We start from the raw sequence: 18,103 nt of genomic DNA, 5'->3' as shown, positions 1-18,103 counted from the left end.
ATTGCCTGTGTAGCTATTATTTTCATAGCAACCGGGGAATCCGGCTGCCTGGCCTCTGGCAGGTTGCCGGCACCCGGCACGGAACATAATGCAGGCCCTTCGCACTCCGACGGCCCCATGTACCGCGCAAGACTCTCCCTGGCATTCGCCGCCCTCGTGGCCCTGGTATGCATCCAGGCCGCGTTCGTGTACTGGGGCACCCACCGCGTCAACGACTACGCCCAGCACAGCCGGCTGGCCAGCGACATCCTCTCGGAGTTGCTGGACCTGTCGGCCAACAAGCAGCGGCTGCGCGTGTGGGCCACCCAGCGCCTGATGAACGCCAATGCCGTGCCCGAGGTGCGCGAGCGGCTGCTCGAACGCATGCACCAAAGCGCGGCCGCCCTGGCGGAGCTGGCCCGCCGCGACCTGGCCCTGTGGCACGAACTGGCCCACCGCGAGGGCATGTCCATGCCCCAGGAGGTGCCGCAGCTCGTGCGCGTGACGGAGCTGCTGGAGGACAACATCCAGGCCGTGGAGGCCCGCCTGGCGCAGCTGCAGCCGCTGGAGCCCGGGGCCGACTTCCCTGCGGTGTGGGAAGAGCTGAACGCCACGTTCGACATGGCGCGCGGCCTGGACCTGCGCGAGCTCATCAACGGCGCCATCGAGCGCCAGCGCAGCGCCGTTCCCGTGGCACGCGCCGCCACCGAGCGCGGGCTGGACGTGCTGCGCCAGCAGGCGATCACGCTGGTGATCGTCACCCTCGCCGTGGCGGCCCTGCTGGCGCTGCACCTGAACCGCCGCCTGCAGCGCCCCCTGGACCGCCTGCTGGCCGGCACGCGGGCCTTGCAGGCCGGCGCGCTGGACCACCGGGTGGCCACGGGCTCGAAGGACGAATTCGACCGCGTCGCCCAGCACTTCAATGCCATGGCGGCGGAGCTGCAGCAGCACCGCGCCCATGCCGATGCGGCGCGCCGCGAACTGGAGGACGCGGTGCAGGCCCGCACGCATGAACTGAGCGTGGCGCACGAAACCCTGCAGCGCGTGGACCAGCGCCGGCGCCAGCTGTTCGCCGACCTGGGCCACGAACTGCGCACGCCCGCCACGGCCATCCGGGGCGAGGCCGAGATCGCGATGCGCGGCGGCGACCGGCCGGCGCAGGAATACCGCCAGACGCTGCAGCGCATCGTCGGCGGCGTCGACCAGCTCACCAAGGTGATCCACGACCTGCTGCTGATCGCCAGGACCGAGGCGGACCAGTTGGTGATCCGCCCACGCCGCATCGACCTGCAGGCCCTGGTGACCGATGCGGCGGAGCAGGCCTCCGCGCTGGGCGGACTGCACGGCGTGGCCGTGGAGCCCCTGCCGCCCGCCCCCGGCGGCCCGCTGATGGTGAACGCCGATGCCGACCGGCTGCGCCAGGCGCTGATGATCGTGCTGGACAACGCGGTGCGCTATTCGCAGCGCGGCGGCACGGTGCGCGTGGGCTGCCAGCCCGGCCCCGACGGCGAAGCCCAGGTGCTGGTGCGCGACGAAGGCATCGGCATCGAGGCCGAGGAACTGCCCGCCGTGTTCCAGCGCTTCGTGCGCGGCCAGCGCGCGCGGGCACACCGCGCGGACGGCACCGGCATCGGACTGTCGATCGCGCAGTCCATCGTGCACGCGCACCATGGCCGCATCGACATCGACAGCCAGCCCGGCGTGGGCACGGTGGTCCAGATCACCGTGCCTTCGGCCAGCCACCCCGAAACCCTGTCTCCCGAGGAAACCGCATGAACATCCTGGTGGTCGAAGACGATCCGCGCGTGGCGGACTTCCTGCTGCGCGGCCTCAAGGCCGAAGGCTACAGCGTGGAGCTGGCGCGCAACGGCCCGGATGGCCTGGCCCTGGCGCGCACCGGCGATCCCGGGCTGCTGCTGCTCGACCTCATGCTGCCCGGCCTGAGCGGCCTGGAGCTGTGCCAGACACTGCGCTCCGAAGGGCGCCACGTGCCGGTGCTGATGCTCAGCGCACTCAGCAACACCGAGGACAAGGTCAACGGCCTGCGGCTGGGCGCCGACGACTACCTCACCAAGCCCTTCGCGTTCGAAGAGCTTCTGGCCCGCATCGAGGCGCTGATGCGCCGGGGGCGCGAGCAGCGCCAGCGCGCCAGCACGCTGCAGGTGGCCGATCTGGTGCTCGACCTGGAGCGCATGCAGGCCACCCGCGCCGGCCAGCCCATCGCGCTGACCGCGAAGGAGCTGGCCTTTCTGGAACTGCTCATGAGCGCGCCCGGCCGGGTGTACAGCCGCGAGCGCATCCTCTCCAATGTCTGGGGCACCAACGAGGACCCGCTGACGAACGTGGTCGATGTCTACGTGCGCCGCCTGCGCGCGAAAATCGACGAGGGCCATGCCATCTCGCTTCTGAAAACGGTGCGCGGCTTCGGGTACCGGCTGGACGCCGCGGCCGAGTGACACCGGGGCGAAAGCCTGTTCATCCGTGGTTCATTTTTGCGTCATCTGCCCTTCATGGGGCTGCAACGGCCGTGTTCATGCGCGCCTTGAAGAATAGGTCCTGTATCGCAGTGAGCGATGCAGTGCAGGCGAAAGCCGGCGCTTGACCCACTTTTCTCAAAGGATCCCATGAAGACGCTTCACACCGCCCTCTCCGCAGCTGCCCTGGCTCTGTTCTCCGTCTCCGCCCCGGCCTTCGCGCAGGGCCAGGGTGAGCCGGTCTGCTTCCCTGCCGACGAAAAGCAGATCTCCGCGCTGTTCGACCGCTGGAACGACTCGCTGCGCACGCTGGACCCGGACAGGGTCACCGCGAACTACGCGCAGGACGGCGTGCTGCTGCCCACCGTGTCCAACCAGCCCCGCACGACGCCGCTGGAAATCCGCGACTACTTCGTGAAGTTCCTCAAGAGCGAGCCGCAAGGCAAGATCGACAGCCGCAAGATCCGCATCGGCTGCAACGTGGCACAGGACGTGGGCACCTACACGTTCCGCTTCAAGGACGGCAAGACCGTGCAGGCCCGCTACACCTACGTGTACGAGCGCGTGAACGGCCAGTGGCTGATCGCCCACCATCACTCCTCGGCCATGCCCGAGACGGTGGCCGCCAAGTAAGCGGCCTTTCCACCGGCGCTCCATCGCCGGGCAGCCAGGGGCCGGCATGCCGGCCCCTGTGCCGTGGCACCCGCGTCAATACACGTCGCGGCGGTAGCGCCCGCTGCGCAGCAGGTCCTCCATCGCGTCCTCGCCGAGCGCGGCGCAAAGCGCGGCATGCACGCCCTGCGCCATGCCCACCAGGCTGCCGCAGACGTAGATGGCCGCGCCGTCCGCCACCCAGGCACGCAGTGCATCGGCGGCCTCGGCCAGGCGGTCCTGCACGTGCACCCGCTGCGCCTGGTCGCGCGAGAACGCCAGGTCCAGGCGCGTCAGCACGCCGCCGGCCTGCCAGGCCTGGATCTCCGCGCGGTACAGGAAATCGTGCGCCGCCTGGCGCTCGCCGAACACCAGCCAGTTCGGGCCCGCCCCCGCCGCGGCGCGCGCCCGCAGATGGCTGCGCAGGCCGGCGATGCCCGTGCCGTTGCCGATCAAGACGAGGGGCCGAGCAGCGTTGTCCTGCAGTTGGAAAGGCCCGTGCGCGCGCAGGCGCAGCGGCACGGCATCCCCCGGCGCCAGGCCAGCGCACAGCCAGCCCGATGCCGCGCCGGGCGTGCCGTCCTCGCGCACGGCCTGGCGCACGGTGAGATGGATGCGTCCGTCGCCCGGCACCGAGGCGATGGAATAGTCGCGCGGGCGTTGCGGGTCGGCCGGCGCGCACAGTTGCACCAGGTCGCCGGACGCCCAATCGGCCGCGGTACCGGGCGGGGGCGCCAGTTCGATGTGGAACACCGGCGCCCCCAGGCTGCCCGGGTTGAGGTGGCGGCGCGCGGCCAGCGTCCAGTCGGCGAATGGCGGCGCCTCCCAGGCAGGCGCCCCGTTCAGGTTCGCGACCTGCGACAGCTGGTACTGCCATGCCAGGAGCGCGGCCGGGGCGCCGTTGTCCATCTCCACCCGCTCGAACAACGGCACCGCGCCCTGCGCGCGCAGCCAGCCGTCCAGCTGGCGGCCGAAGCCGCAATAGTGCGCGTATTGCCGGTCGCCCAGCGCCAGCAGGCCGTACTGCAGGCCTGCCAGCGAGGGCGCCGCGGCCGCGCCCATCCACTGCCCCTGGAAGCCCGCGGCGTTGTCAGGTGCATCGCCCTCTCCGTACGTGCTGGCCAGGAACAGCGCGCGGCGCGTGCGCTGCAGCAGCGCCGCATCCACCGCGCCCAGCGCGCACAGGTGCACGGGCTCGCCGGCCGCGTGCAGCAGGCGCGCGGTCTCGCGGGCCAGCGCCTCGGCCTGGCCCGTCTGGCTGGCATAAGCCACGAGCAGCGGCGGCACCCCGTCGCGGGCCGAGGCCAGCTCGGCCGCCTCGGCCCGCGCATGGCGTGCGCGGCGGCGCTCGCGCCGTGCGATGGCGGCGCACATCAGCCCGTAGAGCAGGACCAGGATGAATGCCGCGGCAAGGCGCGGCACGGGAATCGAAAGAACCATGGGATGCAGCAATCGATGGCGTCAGGCCCCTGCCAGCGCTTCGAAGGCCGGCGTCGTGGCCCAGGCCAGGCCCTGCGGCGTGCGCTCGCACACCAGTGCGGCCAGGCCCTGCCGCCGCGCGAAGTCCAGGCCGTCCTGCGGGCCCAGCACGGTGATGACGGTGGCCAGCGCGTCGGCTTGCATGCACTCGGCATGCAGCACCGTCACGCTCGCCAGCGCGTGGTGCACGGGTTCGCCGGTGCGCGGATCGATGGTGTGGGAATAGCGGCGGCCCGCATGGTCGAACGCATGCCAGAGGTCGCCCGAGGTGGCCACCGCCATGCCCTGGAGCACCAGCGCGCGCGGTGCATGGCCCGCGGGATCGGCCACGGCCACGCGCCAGGGCTGCCCATCCGGCCGGCGGCCGCTGGCACGCAGCTCGCCACCCACCTCCACCAGAAAATCGGTCCAGCCCTGCGCCTGCAGATGCTGCGCCACGCAGTCCACCGCATAGCCCTTGGCGATGCCGCTCAGATCGAGCTGCGCGCCACCCGGCTGCCGGGCCTGGCGGCGCGCAGGCTGCAACGCGATGCGGCCATGGCCCACGCGGGCCCGTGCATCGCTCAGGGCCTGGGGCGATGGGATGCGCGCCACGGGCCCGGCCTGCGGATCGGCCCCCGGGCCGAAGCCCCACAGGTCCACGAGCGGGCCCACGGTGGGATCCCAGGCGCCGCCGCTGCGCTGCGACCAGTCGAAGGCGCATTGCAGCACGGTGAAGAATTCGTCCGGCAGCGTGTGCCAGGTGCCGGCGGCGGCGCGGTTGAAGCGCGAGAGGTCGGAGTCCGGCTTCCAATGGCTCATCTGCTGCACGACCCGGCCCAGCGCGGCGTCGATGGCGGCACGCACCGGCTCGAGCGGCGCGAAGCGCGGGTTGCCCAGGCGCACGCGCCAGGTCGTGCCCATGGACTCGCCCGACAGCGTGTGCAGCGCGGCCGGATCGGCACGGCGCGGGCCCGGCGCCGTGGCGTACCCGGCCGGCACGAACGAAGGCAGGGCCGCGCCGCCCGCTGGCCGCGTCGGCAGCACTTCGGTGGTGGCGCCGCTGCGGCCACCGCCCTGCAGCGGCACGCCCGCATAGCGCACCCGCACGGGGGCGGACGGAATCAGGGCAGTACCTCCAACGTGCCCACGTACGACAAGCGGCGTTCCTTGGCCTGGGGCAGCGACACCTTGTCGTCCCTGGCATCGGCATCGACCCAGTACATGCCGGCCTGCGGCCAGGTCACGCTGAACTCGCCCTTGGCATCGGTGGTGGCCTTGATCTCGTCCTGCTTGTCGCGGTAGCGCGTGGCACCCGCCACCAGCACCACCTCCAGCCCGGCGGCGGGCTTGCCGTCGATGTGGAAGGCGAAGGTGGCCTTGTCGCCCTTCACCAGGTCGTTGGGGTGCGTCACGGGCACCAGCTCCAGCCCCTTGCCGCTGGCCTTCACGGCGCTGGGCTTGCCCACCGTCACGTAGGTTTCGATGCGCCCGGCCGACTGCGTGACCTTGAGGTCCTGCGCGTCGGCGGGCACCTCGGCCGCGAATTTTTCCGCCGTGCCGCGCCAGCGCCTGGGCTGGCCGGCCTTGTCCTTGTAGGTGGCGAACAGGCCGTTGTTCAGCACGGCCAGGCGGTAGGTGCCGGTCTGCGTGAGGTTCAGGTCGAACACGCTGCGCAGCTTGCCCTTGTGGGCGTTCTCGGGCGCCACGGCACTGCCGTCGGGGGCGGTGACGGTGAGGTTTTCCAGGCCCAGCGGGAAGTAGTTGAAGAAGAACAGGTCGTTGGACACCGCGGCGTCCACCGTGATCCATTCGGCCTTGGACAGCACGGTGGTGGACGGCAGCAGCCACACGTTGTGGGCTTGCGCGGAGGTGAACGCGCCGCAGAGGGCGACGAGGCAGGCAGCGGCGAGGCGCGATGGGGTCTTGGAATGCATGCGGAAACTCCGGACGGATGGGAATGGTGTGTGAAGGGCTTGCCGGGTCAGGGCTTGAGTTCGAGCGTGATCTCGCCCAGCTCCGTGGTGCCCTTGGCCCGCAGGGGCTCGCCCTTGGCGGCGGGCCAGGCGAAAGGCACGGTCACCACCTCGCGGCCGCCGACCTCGCGCGCGGCCTCCACCACCAGCTTGTAGTTGCCGGCGGGCAGCCGGGCGAGCGGGTTGGCGCCTTCGGTGAACTGCAGCAGGTGCTTGCCGGCAGGGCGCGTGGGACTGGTCACGCCGTCGATCGGCACCGACAGTTCGCGGCCCGTGCGGCGCCACCACTGGCGCATGTCCTTGAGCCACTTGCTGCCCTCGGCGTCTTTCATCTTCACGTCGTACCAGACGGCCAGGGTGGAGGCCACGGTGGCATCGGCGCGCTCGACCCACACGGCCACGTACGGGCGGTGGTATTCGGCCACGTCCAGGCGCGGGATCTCGATCCCCACGCCGAGCCCGGCCGCGAAGGCGGGCGCGCCCAGGCAGGCCCCCATCGCCACGGTGTAGCGCAGCTGCAAATGCTTTTTCATGGGCATTTTTCCTCTTTCGGTTCAGTGGATAAACAGGAACGCCAGCAGGGCCGGCAGCACCAGGCCCAGGCCGACCATCGGCCACGTGAAGGGCCGGTTGCCGGCGTGCATCTTCAGGATGAACAGGCCCGTGATGCAGAACACCAGGCAGGCGGCGGCGAAGGCGTCAATGAACCAGCTCCATGCCGCGCCCGTGTTGCGGCCCTTGTGCAGGTCGTTGAAGTAGGAGATCCAGCCCCGGTCGGTGCGTTCGTACTCGGCCTCGCCATCCGCCAGGCCCACGCGGATCCAGGCGTCGCCGCCGGGGCGCGGCAGCGAGACATAGACCTCGTCGGCAGACCACTCGGCCTCGCGCCCTGCCGTGTCGACGGACCACTGCGCCCGCGCCCAATCCTGCAGGGCCGGCGGCCAGGGTGCGCGGGCCTGCCCGACGGGGGGCGCCACAGCCTGGAGTACCGGTGCGGGCACGGTCGCCCGCAGGCTGGTGACCCGGGGCTTGGCCTCGATCTGGCCGGCGTGGTTGAGCGTGAACCCGGTCACCGCGAACAGCAGCATGCCGACGAGGCAGATGGCGGAACTCACCCAGTGCCATTCATGCAGGGTCTTGAGCCAGCGGGCGCGGCGGCGAGGGTCCGGAGGGCGGGTCATGCAGGAACGGAAGGGGCCGGATGGGGGACAGGGAGCGAGCCACCGCACAGGGCGGCGCCCGGGAAAACCCGCAATTCTAGGGCGCCCAATTGAAAATGAATCGCATTTGCAAAATCTTTACCCAGAGGTCGCCGGCGCAGCGACCCGCGGGCCAGGGGTCGCGTGCCGCGCGCCTGGCACCGCTGGAGGCCGGCTTTGGCGTCGACATGAAACGCCTGTCGCCCACGGGGGCGCGCCCCCCTGACAGGCTTGCCGTCACACGGCGGCGATGGCGTGATGGCGCGAGGGAGGTTGACTGGCTCGGCCGCCCGCCGAACGCGGGCGCGGGCGCGGGCGTGAACGCCGAAGGCATTCCAACGGCATCGATCTGGCGGAGCGGCCCGTTTCGCATCGCAAGGTCGCTTCAGCGCATGGGGCGCGACACACCGCGTGAACCGGGGCCTGCGCGGCCCCTTCTGAGCGCCATGCCGGCCCGCGAAGGCCGGTGCGTGGCGGCTGCGTTTCAGTCCATCTTCACGTTCGCGCTTTTCACCACCTGCGCCATGCGTGCGGCCTCGCTGCGAAAGAACGCCGCCGCCTGCTCGGGCGGTGTGAGCTTGATGTCGTAGCCCTGGGCCAGCAGGGCCTCGCGCGCCTCGGGCATCTCCATGGCGGCCTTGAAGCCGTTGTAGAGCCGCGCCACCTCGGCCTTGGGCAGGCCCGTGGGGCCGATGGGGGCGATCCACCCTTCCAGCTCGAAGCCCGACAGGCCCTGCTCGGCGATGGTGGGCACGCTGGGCAGCGTGGGCACGCGCACCGCGGTGGTGACGCCCAGCGCGCGCAGCGCGCCCGCCTTGATGTGCGCCGCGGCCGGCGCCACGGCCACGACACCCAGCTGCACCTGTCCACCCAGGATGTCGTTCATCAGCGGCCCCATGCCCCTGTACGGGATGTGCTTGATGTCCACCTGCGCCTGGTCCACGAACATCGCCGCTCCCAGGTGCAGGATGGTGCCGTTGCCGGACGAGCCGTAGTTCAGCACGCCGGGTTTGGCCCTGGCATACGCGATCAGCTCCTGCACGGTCTTGGCCGGCACCGACGGATGGGCGACCAGCACGAAGGGCGTGGCACCCAGCACGGTGATGGGCGTGATGTCGGCCAGCGAATCGAACGGGATGTTCTTGTAGACGGCCGGGTTCACCACATGGTTGTTCGAGACGACACCGATCACCGACCCGTCCCGCGGCGCCCGCACGATCTGCGCCGTGCCGGTGATGCCGCCCGCGCCGGGCAGGTTCTCGATCACGACCGGATGGCCCAGGGCCTTGGCCAGGCTGTTGCTGATGGCGCGGATGGCGCCGTCCGCGCCCGAGCCGGCCGACAGCGGCAGGATCACGCGCAGCGGCTTGTCGCCCGGCTGCGCGTTGGCCAGGCCGGGCAGCGCGAGCGCGGCAGCGCCCCAGGCCAGTGCGCGGCGGCGGGTGAGAACGGCGGGGCGCAGCGCCGGTTCGCAGGGGGTGGGCAGCGATGTCATGGTTTGTCTCCGTGATCGTTGGGGGGGATGAAGGGGCGGCGCGGTCTGTGCCGCGCTCGCATGCCGGTGGTGGGGCCGGGCCCGCTCTCGTCAGGCCACGGCCGCGGCCGCGTGCAGCGCGGCGATGGCCTCGGGCGCATAGCCCAGGCCGGCGAGCAGTTCGCGCGTGTGCTGGCCCAGTTGCGGCGGGTCCAGCCGCACGCCCATGCGCTGGCCGTCCAGCCGCAGCGGCAGCAGCGTGACCCGCGCGGTGCTGCCGGCGCGCTCGCCGTCGGGCAAGGTGACATCGGCCAGGCCGCCCGTGGCGTTCAGGTGCGGATCGTCGAACAGCTGCTCGGGGCGCAGGATGGGCGCGAACGGCAGGCCGTGCCGCTCGAAGATGGCCGACAGCGCCTCGGCCGTGTGCTCGGCCAGGCGGCGGCGCAGTTCGGGCAGCAGCGTGGCGCGGGCGCGCACGCGGTCGTTGTTCAAGGCCAGGCCCGGGTCGGCCTTCAGGTCGGCATAGCCCATGGCGTCGCAGAAGGTGACCCACTGCGCGTCGCTCACGGCGGCCAGAAAGATCTGCCCACCGTCCTTCACGCTGAACACGTCGTACACCGCCCACGACGAGATACGGTCGGGCATGGGCGCGGCGGGCTGGCCCGTCACGGCGTACTGCATCATGTGCTGGCCGACGAGGAACACGTTGTTCTCGAACAGGGCGGAATCCACCTCCTGCCCCCGGCCCGTCTGGGCGCGCTGCATCAGCGCCGCCATGGCGCCGATGGCGCCGAACATACCGCCCATGATGTCGTTCACGCTGGTGCCCGCGCGCAGCGGATCGCCCGGGCGGCCGGTCATGTAGGCCAACCCGCCCATCATCTGCACGACCTCGTCGAGCGCGGTGCGGTGCTCGTAGGGGCCGGGCAGGAAGCCCGTGTGGTTCACGTAGACCAGCCGCTCGTTCAGGCGGGACAGCGCGGCGTAGTCGAGGCCGTACTTGGCCATCACCCCCGGCTTGAAGTTCTGCGCCACCACGTCGGCCGACGAGGCCAGGCGGATCGCCACCTCCAGCCCCTCGGGCTTGCGCAGGTCCAGGGCGATGCTCTTCTTGTTGCGGTTGAACATGGGAAAGAACCCGGCGCCCGCGCCCAGCAGATGCCGCGTGCGGTCGCCGTCCACCGGCTCGACCTTGATGACCTCGGCGCCGAGGTCGGCCAGGACCATGCCGCACGTGGGACCCATGACCATGTGCGTGAACTCCACCACGCGCAGGCCCGCCAGGGGCAGGCGCGGGCCTTCGGCGGTGGGGGCGGAAGAAGGATTCAAGGGAGGATTCAAGGGAGCATTCATGGACGCAACGATAAGGGTTCGGTCAGGCAGCGGACGCAACCGCTGCGGGAAGGGACGCGGCCGTGCGGGGCAGTCCGGCCTGCCAGAGCGCGCCGTGCAGGGTCTCCCCCTCCAGCCAGCCGGCCACGCGCTCGCGCAGCGCCAGCAGCGCGGCCACGTCGAGGCCGGTGGAAACACCCATGCGCTCCAGCATGAAGGCGAGGTCTTCGGTGGTGACGTTGCCGCTCGCGCCAGGGGCGTGGGGGCAGCCGCCGATGCCGGCCAGGCAGGCATCGAATCGGGTGATGCCGGTTTGCCAGGCGGCATAGGCGTTGGCCAGCCCCATGCCGCGCGTGTCGTGGAAATGCGCGCAGGCCAGCCGCTCGCCGACGAGTCCGCGGGCTTTCTCGAACAGGCGCTGCACGCCCGCCGGATCGGCATGGCCCACGGTGTCGGCCAGGCTCACACGGTCGGCCCCGGAGTCGAGCAGGGCCTGCATCAGGCGCAGCACTTCGCTTTCGGCCACCTCGCCCTGGAGCGTGCAGCCGAAGGCCGTGCCCACCCCGCCTTCGATCAGGGTGCGGCTGCCCGCCGCATCGCGCGCCGCGCGGATGCGCGCCACCTCGGCCACCACCTCGTCCGGCGTCTTGCGCAGGTTGGCCAGGCTGTGCGCGTGGCTGGCGGACAGCGGCACGACCATCAGGTCGGCCTGGCATTCGATGGCCCGCTCCGCCCCGCGCAGGTTGGGCACCAGCACCGAGGCGACCAGGCCCGGCAGGGATTTGGCGTGCGCGAGCACCTCGGCGGTGTCGGCCAGTTGCGGCAGCAGGCGCGCCGGCACGAACGAGCCGACCTCGATCTCCCGCTGGCCGGCCGCATAGGCGGCATCGACCCATTCGATCTTGCGGGCGGTGGGCACCACGGTGGCGATGCTCTGCAGGCCATCGCGCAGTCCCACCTCTCTCACGATGGCCTGGGCGGACGAAGGGGGGAGCGGATGGGCGGGCGGGCCTGCGGGCGTGCGGGGGGTCACGGAGTCTCCTGTCTGGGGTCTTGTGCAGGCATTCTAGAAATTCCCTTCCATCAATTCATGCCAATTTTGGAACGCCTAAGATTCCAGGCAGGAAAATCTTGGCCCCCTTCCCTTTTTCCACCTTCCTTCCATGCGCCTGCCCGACCTCCAGACCCTCAAACTCTTCGTGGCGGTGTGCGAGCACCGCAACATCGCCCGCGCGGCGGAGCAGGAATCCATCGTCGGCTCGGCGGTGAGCAAGCGGCTGGCGCAACTGGAGGACACGCTGGGCACGCCGCTCCTGGTGCGCAAGCGCCACGGCGTGGTGCCCACCGCGGCCGGCGAAACCCTGCTGGAACATGCCCGCACCATGCTGGCGAGCGTGGACCGCATCGAGCGCGACATGGCGGCCTTCGCCACCGGCATCCGCGGGCACGTGCGCATGCTGGTCACGGCCTCCGTCATGGCCGAATCGCTCGCGGACGACGTGGCGGCCTTCCTGCAGAACCCCGCGCACCGCGACATCCAGGTGAGCATGGAGGAACGGGTGAGCCCCGAGGTGGTCCGCGGCATCCGCGAAGGCAGCGCCTCCATCGGCATCTGCTGGGACGCGGCCGATCTGCAGGGCCTGGAAACGCGCAGCTACCGGCACGACCACCTGGCCATCGTCGCCCACCCCTCGCACCCGGTGGCGCGTCAGGGCAGCGTGCGGTTCGCCGACGTGCTGGGCTACGAGTTCGTGAGCATGCCGGCCCTGAGCGCCGTGCACGTGCTGCTGACGCGCGCCGCGGCGGTGGAGGGCAAGACGCTAGTGCACCGCGTGCTGGTCTCCAACTTCGACGCGGCGCTGCGCGTGGTGCGCGCCAACCTCGCCATCAGCGTGGTGCCTGCCGAGGTGGCGGTGCCGTTCGCCGCGGCGACGGGGGTGCGCATCGTGCCGCTGGCCGACCCGTGGGCCCGGCGGCGGTTCGCGCTGTGTTTCCGGCCGGCGCCGGGCCTGGCGCCGGCCGCCCAATTGCTGGTCGAGCACTTGGTGTCGGCGGGTGCCGCGGCGCGCTGAGGGAGCGTCCACCGGGGCCGTGGCAGGAGTGCAACAATCCTGTAACACCTGAGTATTTTTACCCCGCAGCGCAAGTGGGGTGCTGCTCTGGAGCTATTAAACTTGTAGCAAAATGGTTTCCACGCTATATTCACAGCGTTCCGGCCGCCCGGGTTTTGCCCGCTGCCGGATTTCTATCTCTCTATCGCGCAAGGAGAAGCTTTCATGAGCTCCAAGGAAAACGCCGCCATCAACCAGCTGTTCGAAAAGCTCGAATGCCGCTATGCGTTGCGCGTGCTCTGGGCCCTGCGCGACGGCCACCCCCAAACCTTCCGGCTGCTGCAGGACAGCGTGGGCGGCATCACGCCCAACACGCTGAACACCCGCATCAAGGAATTGCGCGAAGCCGGCCTGCTGGACCACGGCAACGACGGCTACACGGTCACCCCCTCGGGCGTGGACCTGCTCAAGCGGCTGTCCGACGTGCAGGCCTTCGCCACCCGCTGGGTCGCGGCGCGGGTCAAGAAGTAAGTCGACCAAGCCGGCGCGATGCCTCTCCAGCGTCCGCCACCTGCCCGACCCGCGCGCTGCGCGGGTTTGGTCTTTTAGGGCTCCAGCGCAATAAGCACTAGGGCATATCGCTATCATTTCAGTAGCACTTCGAAAGGAACACCCATGGCATTCACCACCACCCCCTCCGGCCTGCAATACGAAGACACCGTCGTGGGCGAAGGCGCCGAGGCCACGCGCGGCAACCACGTCAGCGTGCACTACACCGGCTGGCTCTACAACAACGGCGAGCAAGGCGCCAAGTTCGACTCCAGCCGCGACCGCAACGATCCGTTCGAGTTCGGCCTGGGCGCCGGCATGGTGATCAAGGGCTGGGACGAAGGCGTGCAGGGCATGAAGGTGGGCGGCCAGCGCACGCTGATCATTCCCGCCGCCCTGGGCTACGGTGCCCGCGGCGCCGGTGGCGTGATCCCGCCGAACGCCACGCTGAAGTTCGACGTCGAGCTGCTCGGCGTCGGCGGCTGACCGGCGCGGCGCGGTCCGCACCGAGACCGGCGCCCAAAGGGCGCCACCTCCCCCAAGGGCTGTGCCTTCGCAAGAAGGCATGGCCCTTTTTCCATGTGGAGCGCCCTTGCCTGCCCGCCAGCGCTTGCATTTTCTTTTCACCACCCCCCACAACCTTTGGCAACGCTGCCCGCACTCACGACGGCAGAAAAATGACTGCGATCTTCCAACGGAGCAATCTTGAAAATATCCAGAATCTTGTGGGGTGCGGTGCCGGCGACGGCGTTGGTGCTGGCCGGCTGCGGCGGGAGCGACGCCCCACCGACGGTCACCTCCTTCACGGCCAAGGCCGTGGTGTCCGACGGCAGCATTGCAGGCACGCAGACCGATGCCAACCTGAAGAACGGCTGGGGCATCGCCTTCAACCCGAACGGCTTCGTCTGGGTGACCGCCACGGCCACGCAGAAGTCCACGCTCTATGACGGCAACGGCGTGCCGCAGACCCTGGTGGTGACCGTGCCCCCGGCCGGCAGCGCTCCGGCCAACCCCACCGGCATCATCTTCAGCGGCACCAGCAGCTTCCCGGTCACCAAGAACGGCGTGACCGGCCCCAGCCGCTTCGTGTTTTCCAGCGAGGACGGCAGCCTCTCCGGCTGGAGCCCCGCAGCCGATCTGGCCAATGCCATCGTGACCTACCGGGACGGCGGCGGCGCGGTCTACAAGGGCCTGGCCGTGGCCACCCGCAGCGGCGCGGACTTCCTGTATGCCACCGACTTCCGCAACAACAAGGTCGACGTGTTCGACACCAGCTTCCAGAAGGTGCAGCTGGCGGGCAGCTTCGCCGACCCGCAGCTGCCGGCCAACTATGCGCCCTATGGCATCCAGACCATCGGCACGCGCATCTACGTGACCTATGCGCAGCAGGACGCCAACCGGCGCAACGCCGTGGCCGGCGCCGGCCTGGGCGCGCTGAACGCCTTCAACACCGACGGCACGCTGGCGCAGCGCATCGTCACGCCCGGCGCCACGCTCAACGCGCCCTGGGGCATCGCCCAGGCGCCTGGCAACTTCGCCGGGGCCAGCAGCCGCCTGATCGTCGCCAATGAAGGCGACGGCACGCTGCAGGCGTTCGACCCCGCAACGGGCGAATGGAACGGCGCCCTGGCGCAAAAGGACGGAACGACCCTGCAGCTGGACGGCGTGCGCGGCATCGCGTTCGGCAACGGCCTGAACCAGCAGCCGCTGAACACGCTGTTCTATGTGGCGGGACCGAACAAGGGCGTGAACGGCGCCTACGGCCGCGTGGACGTGCAGCCCTGATCCGCGCCTTCCTGCCGCATCGCCACGGCGCTGCGGCAGGACCGGCCCGCTGCGCAGGGCCGGTCAGCCGAAGAGCGCCCGCTCCAGGCGCCGGTATTTTTCATCGCCCACCAGTTCGCGGATCTTCGGCGCCAGTGCGGCGAGGTCGTCGAAACTGCGTGCGCCCTCGACCGCCAGGTTCAGCCGAAAGCCGCGCAGCCCCAGGCTGGACGTGATTTCCGTGGCGATCGGATAGGCCGCCTGGTAGCGCTCCATGGGCGAGGATGACTCGCCCGTTGCCGGGGCCGCGCCCGGCGCCCCCACCGGGGCCGGCATGCCCTCGGGCGACGCGTTCTGCAGGTTGGGCGCACTGCCATCCGGCAACGACAGCAGGCCCTGCCCGACCATCGCCAGCACGTCGTCCATGCCGATGCCCATGGTCGCGGTGGCCGCCAGCACCTGCGCCAGCGTGCGCTTGCCATCGAACAGGATGAAGGCCGAACGCTGCCGCGAGGTCAGCGCGCCGTGGCGGTCCTTGAGGGCCAGATGGCCTGCAGATGTCTTGACGAGTAGCACGGTTCCCCCTGATCGTTTTCGGCGGCGTCGGGGGCACGGGCCCGTCCGATGGTTGGGCGCAGCGTCGCACGCGGTCGGGGCTTTGTGAATCCGGGTTTATCCATAACCACCATCCCCGCCCGCATCGCCGCGAGCCCCACCGTGCGCTGTGGCGCGCGCACCCGCCGTTCACATCCCCGGCAGGCGCGAATGGACCGACGGGCCCGCCCCCGGCGCCCGCGTGAGCAGGCTCACCAGCCACGCGGTCACAAGGCCCACCGGCACGCCGAACACGCCGGCCGAGATCGGCTGGATGCCGAACCACAGGCCGTCCGCCAGCAGCACGGCAGGCACCACGGCGCGCACGGCCTCCACATGCGACAGCAGGTAGTACACGGTCACGCCCAGCCCGCACACCATGCCGGCCACCGCGCCCTGCCGCGTGGCGCCGCGCCAGAAGATGCCCAGCACCATGGCCGGCACGAAGGCCGAGGCGGCGAGCGAGAACGAGGCCGACACCATGGGCAGGATCTCCGAGCGCTTGAGCGCCGCCACGAAGGCGGCGGACAGCGCCACCGCCAGCAGGGTGAACTTGGTCAGGATCACGCGCTGCTCGGGCGACGCCCTGCGGCCCGTCTCGTGAAAGTACAGATCGCGCACCAGCGCATTGCTGATGGTGAGCAGCAGGCCATCGGCCGTGGAAAGCGCCGCCGCCAGCCCGCCCGCGGCGACCAGCCCCGAGATCACATAGGGCAGCCCGCCCAGTTCGGGCGTGGCCAGCATGATCAGGTCGGCGCCGAATCGGATCTCGCCGAACTGCACGATGCCGTCGCCGTTCACGTCCTCCACCGACAGCAGCGCCGCATCCACCCGCGCCCACTGCCCGATCCAGTTGGGCAGCGCATCGAACGGGCTGCCGACCAGGTTGCTCATGACCTCGAACTTCACCAGCACCGCCAGCGCCGGCGCGCTGAGGTACAGCAGCGCGATGAAGAACAGCGACCAGGCCACCGAAGAGCGCGCGGCCGCCACCGAGGGCACGGTGTAGTAGCGCGTGAGCAGGTGCGGCAGCCCGGCCGTGCCGACCATGAGGCAGAACATCAGCGCGAGGAAATTGCGCCGGGTGTCCTCGTACGCCCGCTGCGCCTCGGGCGGGCCATCCGGGTCGCCCACGTAGGGCTGGCTGTGCGCGGGCAGGCCGCCCAGGGGGCGGGCACGCTCTTCGCTCTCGCGCATCTCGCGGCTCCAGCGCTCGCGGGCCGTGTCCTCGTCGCGCGGCATGGTGGCCAGCTCTCGGCTCGCCGCCACGATGAGGCCGACGTCCGCGTTCTGGTCGCGCAGTTGGCGGATGCGCTGGCGGGCCGCTTCGCGCTCGCGCTCCAGCGCCGCGCCCACATCCTGCAGCCGGGCCTGCAGCTCCTGCGCCCGCGCCTGGTAGGCCGCCACCACCTGCCGCTCCGCGGGGTCGGCGAGCAACCGGGCCTCCATGTCGGCGATCTTGCCGATCTGGGTGCCATACACCAGCGGCGCCAGGGGATTGCCCAGCTGCTTGTAGGCCAGCCAGGAGACGGGAATGAGGAACGCGAGCAGCAGCATCACGTACTGCGCCACCTGCGTCCAGGTGATGGCGCGCATGCCCCCCAGGAAGGAGCACAGCAGCACCCCGCCCAGTCCCAGCATGATGCCGATCTCGAACTGCACGCCCGTGAGCCGCGAGGCGATCAGGCCCACGCCGTAGATCTGCGCCACCACGTAGGTGAACGAGCACAGCACGGCCGCGAGCGCCGCGATCACGCGAGGCCAGCGCCCGCCGAAACGCACCTGAAAAAACTCCGGGATGGTGTAGAGGTTCATGGCCCGCAGGTGCGGCGCGATCAGCAGCGCCACGAGACAGAACCCGCCCGTCCAGCCCAGCAGATAGGCCAGCCCGCCGGCCTGCCCCGGCACGCCCGAGAAGCCTTGCAGGTACAGCGCGCCCGACAGACTGATGAACGAGGCCGCGCTCATCCAGTCGGCCGCCGCCGCCATGCCGTTGTACACGGGCGGAATGCGGCGCCCCGCGACGTAGTACTCGTCGGCATCGGTCGTGCGCCCGTACACGCCGATGGCCGCATAGACCATGACGGACAGGAACAGGAAGATGGGGCCGATCCAGTGGCGCGACAGGCCGCGCTGCTCGGCCCAGGCCATGACGGCCAGGAAGGCGATCACCCCGGCCACGTAGAGCGCGAGGATGCGGCGGAGCCGCCGGCCGTAGGCGGCTTGCGGCGGCGCGTCAGCCATGCGGCTTGCCGGGGGCGCCCGGGCCCGGCGCGTCGGGGGTGGACGGCGGCGTGCCCGCACCACCGGCCACCGCGTTCGCGTCCTGCCGCTCGAAATGGTTCATCGCCGCGCAGTAGATCGCCACGATGCCGATGAACACCAGCACCGCGCCCTGCGACGCGATCCAGTACCCCAGCGGCCAGCCGCCCACCACCATGAACTGCAGGTCGCGGGCGAAGTAGCAGGCCCCGAAGGACACTGCGGCCCAGACCAGCAGCAGGCCCGCCTTCAGCCAGAGGTGGCGGGCATCGTGCAGGTCGGGCGGAAAGGGATGTCCGGCCCCGGGCTCCTCCATCGCCGATGGGCGCGTGGGCATGGT

18 protein-coding genes are annotated in these 18,103 nt (G+C 70.6%); 7 read left to right on the top strand and 11 right to left on the bottom strand.

Features of this window, described 5'->3' with window-relative positions:
* Nucleotides 1-117: 117 nt before the first annotated feature.
* From R1Z03_RS11380 to R1Z03_RS11370, 3 genes are all read left to right on the top strand, one after another.
* Complete coding sequence (locus R1Z03_RS11380; protein WP_317359747.1) at nt 118-1,755, top strand: HAMP domain-containing sensor histidine kinase; 1,638 nt, start codon at nt 118-120, stop codon at nt 1,753-1,755.
* Nucleotides 1,752-2,435 (top strand): response regulator transcription factor, encoded by a 684-nt coding sequence (locus tag R1Z03_RS11375; RefSeq protein WP_284430186.1) that lies wholly within the window; start codon nt 1,752-1,754, stop codon nt 2,433-2,435. The genes R1Z03_RS11380 and R1Z03_RS11375 overlap by 4 nt, the downstream gene beginning before the upstream one ends.
* 168 nt (nt 2,436-2,603) lie before the next feature.
* Complete coding sequence (locus R1Z03_RS11370; RefSeq protein ID WP_284430185.1) at nt 2,604-3,086, top strand: SgcJ/EcaC family oxidoreductase; 483 nt, start codon at nt 2,604-2,606, stop codon at nt 3,084-3,086.
* Nucleotides 3,087-3,161: 75 nt separating this feature from the next.
* Here the strand turns inward: R1Z03_RS11370 and R1Z03_RS11365 are convergent, their stop codons facing one another.
* The 8 genes from R1Z03_RS11365 to R1Z03_RS11330 form a co-directional block, all read right to left on the bottom strand.
* Nucleotides 3,162-4,544: a sulfite reductase subunit alpha gene (locus tag R1Z03_RS11365; protein WP_317359742.1), complete on the bottom strand. Its 1,383-nt coding sequence runs from the start codon at nt 4,542-4,544 to the stop codon at nt 3,162-3,164.
* A gap of 21 nt (nt 4,545-4,565) precedes the next feature.
* The gene (locus R1Z03_RS11360; RefSeq protein ID WP_372588254.1) at nt 4,566-5,672 is read right to left on the bottom strand and encodes an FAD:protein FMN transferase; all 1,107 of its coding nucleotides are present in this window, start codon (nt 5,670-5,672) and stop codon (nt 4,566-4,568) included.
* A gap of 14 nt (nt 5,673-5,686) precedes the next feature.
* Complete coding sequence (locus R1Z03_RS11355) at nt 5,687-6,499, bottom strand: DUF4198 domain-containing protein (protein ID WP_317359740.1); 813 nt, start codon at nt 6,497-6,499, stop codon at nt 5,687-5,689.
* 47 nt (nt 6,500-6,546) lie between these two features.
* Nucleotides 6,547-7,071, bottom strand: coding sequence for a DUF2271 domain-containing protein (locus R1Z03_RS11350; protein WP_317359737.1), 525 nt, complete (start codon nt 7,069-7,071; stop codon nt 6,547-6,549).
* A gap of 21 nt (nt 7,072-7,092) precedes the next feature.
* On the bottom strand, nt 7,093-7,719 hold the full coding sequence (locus tag R1Z03_RS11345; protein ID WP_317359735.1) for a PepSY-associated TM helix domain-containing protein: 627 nt from the start codon (nt 7,717-7,719) through the stop codon (nt 7,093-7,095).
* 502 nt (nt 7,720-8,221) lie between these two features.
* The gene (locus R1Z03_RS11340) at nt 8,222-9,232 is read right to left on the bottom strand and encodes a tripartite tricarboxylate transporter substrate binding protein (protein WP_317359733.1); all 1,011 of its coding nucleotides are present in this window, start codon (nt 9,230-9,232) and stop codon (nt 8,222-8,224) included.
* Nucleotides 9,233-9,322: 90 nt separating this feature from the next.
* Nucleotides 9,323-10,462 (bottom strand): CaiB/BaiF CoA transferase family protein, encoded by a 1,140-nt coding sequence (locus R1Z03_RS11335; RefSeq protein WP_372588274.1) that lies wholly within the window; start codon nt 10,460-10,462, stop codon nt 9,323-9,325.
* Nucleotides 10,463-10,586: 124 nt separating this feature from the next.
* Nucleotides 10,587-11,576, bottom strand: a complete 990-nt coding sequence (locus tag R1Z03_RS11330) for a hydroxymethylglutaryl-CoA lyase (protein ID WP_372588253.1) — start codon at nt 11,574-11,576, stop codon at nt 10,587-10,589.
* A 130-nt stretch (nt 11,577-11,706) separates the two neighbouring features.
* On the opposite strand from R1Z03_RS11330, the gene R1Z03_RS11325 reads away from it, so the two are divergent.
* The 4 genes from R1Z03_RS11325 (at nt 11,707) to R1Z03_RS11310 (ending at nt 14,928) form a co-directional block, all read left to right on the top strand.
* Entirely contained in the window at nt 11,707-12,615 is a 909-nt protein-coding gene (locus R1Z03_RS11325) for a LysR family transcriptional regulator (protein WP_317359730.1), read from the top strand.
* Nucleotides 12,616-12,819: 204 nt separating this feature from the next.
* Nucleotides 12,820-13,125, top strand: a complete 306-nt coding sequence (locus R1Z03_RS11320; protein ID WP_092744314.1) for a helix-turn-helix domain-containing protein — start codon at nt 12,820-12,822, stop codon at nt 13,123-13,125.
* Between the two features lie 144 nt (nt 13,126-13,269).
* The gene (locus R1Z03_RS11315) at nt 13,270-13,629 is read left to right on the top strand and encodes an FKBP-type peptidyl-prolyl cis-trans isomerase (protein ID WP_272568163.1); all 360 of its coding nucleotides are present in this window, start codon (nt 13,270-13,272) and stop codon (nt 13,627-13,629) included.
* A 219-nt stretch (nt 13,630-13,848) separates the two neighbouring features.
* Complete coding sequence (locus tag R1Z03_RS11310; protein ID WP_317359725.1) at nt 13,849-14,928, top strand: TIGR03118 family protein; 1,080 nt, start codon at nt 13,849-13,851, stop codon at nt 14,926-14,928.
* A 63-nt stretch (nt 14,929-14,991) separates the two neighbouring features.
* Here the strand turns inward: R1Z03_RS11310 and R1Z03_RS11305 are convergent, their stop codons facing one another.
* From R1Z03_RS11305 to R1Z03_RS11295, 3 genes are all read right to left on the bottom strand, one after another.
* A complete protein-coding gene (locus R1Z03_RS11305; protein WP_317359723.1) occupies nt 14,992-15,483 on the bottom strand; it encodes a hypothetical protein in 492 nt (163 codons plus the stop codon).
* 168 nt (nt 15,484-15,651) lie between these two features.
* The gene (locus R1Z03_RS11300; RefSeq protein WP_317359721.1) at nt 15,652-17,745 is read right to left on the bottom strand and encodes a VC_2705 family sodium/solute symporter; all 2,094 of its coding nucleotides are present in this window, start codon (nt 17,743-17,745) and stop codon (nt 15,652-15,654) included.
* Nucleotides 17,738-18,100 (bottom strand): DUF4212 domain-containing protein, encoded by a 363-nt coding sequence (locus R1Z03_RS11295; RefSeq protein WP_317359718.1) that lies wholly within the window; start codon nt 18,098-18,100, stop codon nt 17,738-17,740. The genes R1Z03_RS11300 and R1Z03_RS11295 overlap by 8 nt, the downstream gene beginning before the upstream one ends.
* Between the last annotated feature and the right edge of the window lie 3 nt (nt 18,101-18,103).

It is taken from the genome of Acidovorax sp. BLS4, from assembly GCF_032929295.1.
Classification (GTDB): Bacteria; Pseudomonadota; Gammaproteobacteria; order Burkholderiales; family Burkholderiaceae_C; genus Paracidovorax.
Note: the sequence above shows the minus strand (reverse complement) of the source record. Positions and strands in the feature narration are given on the sequence as shown.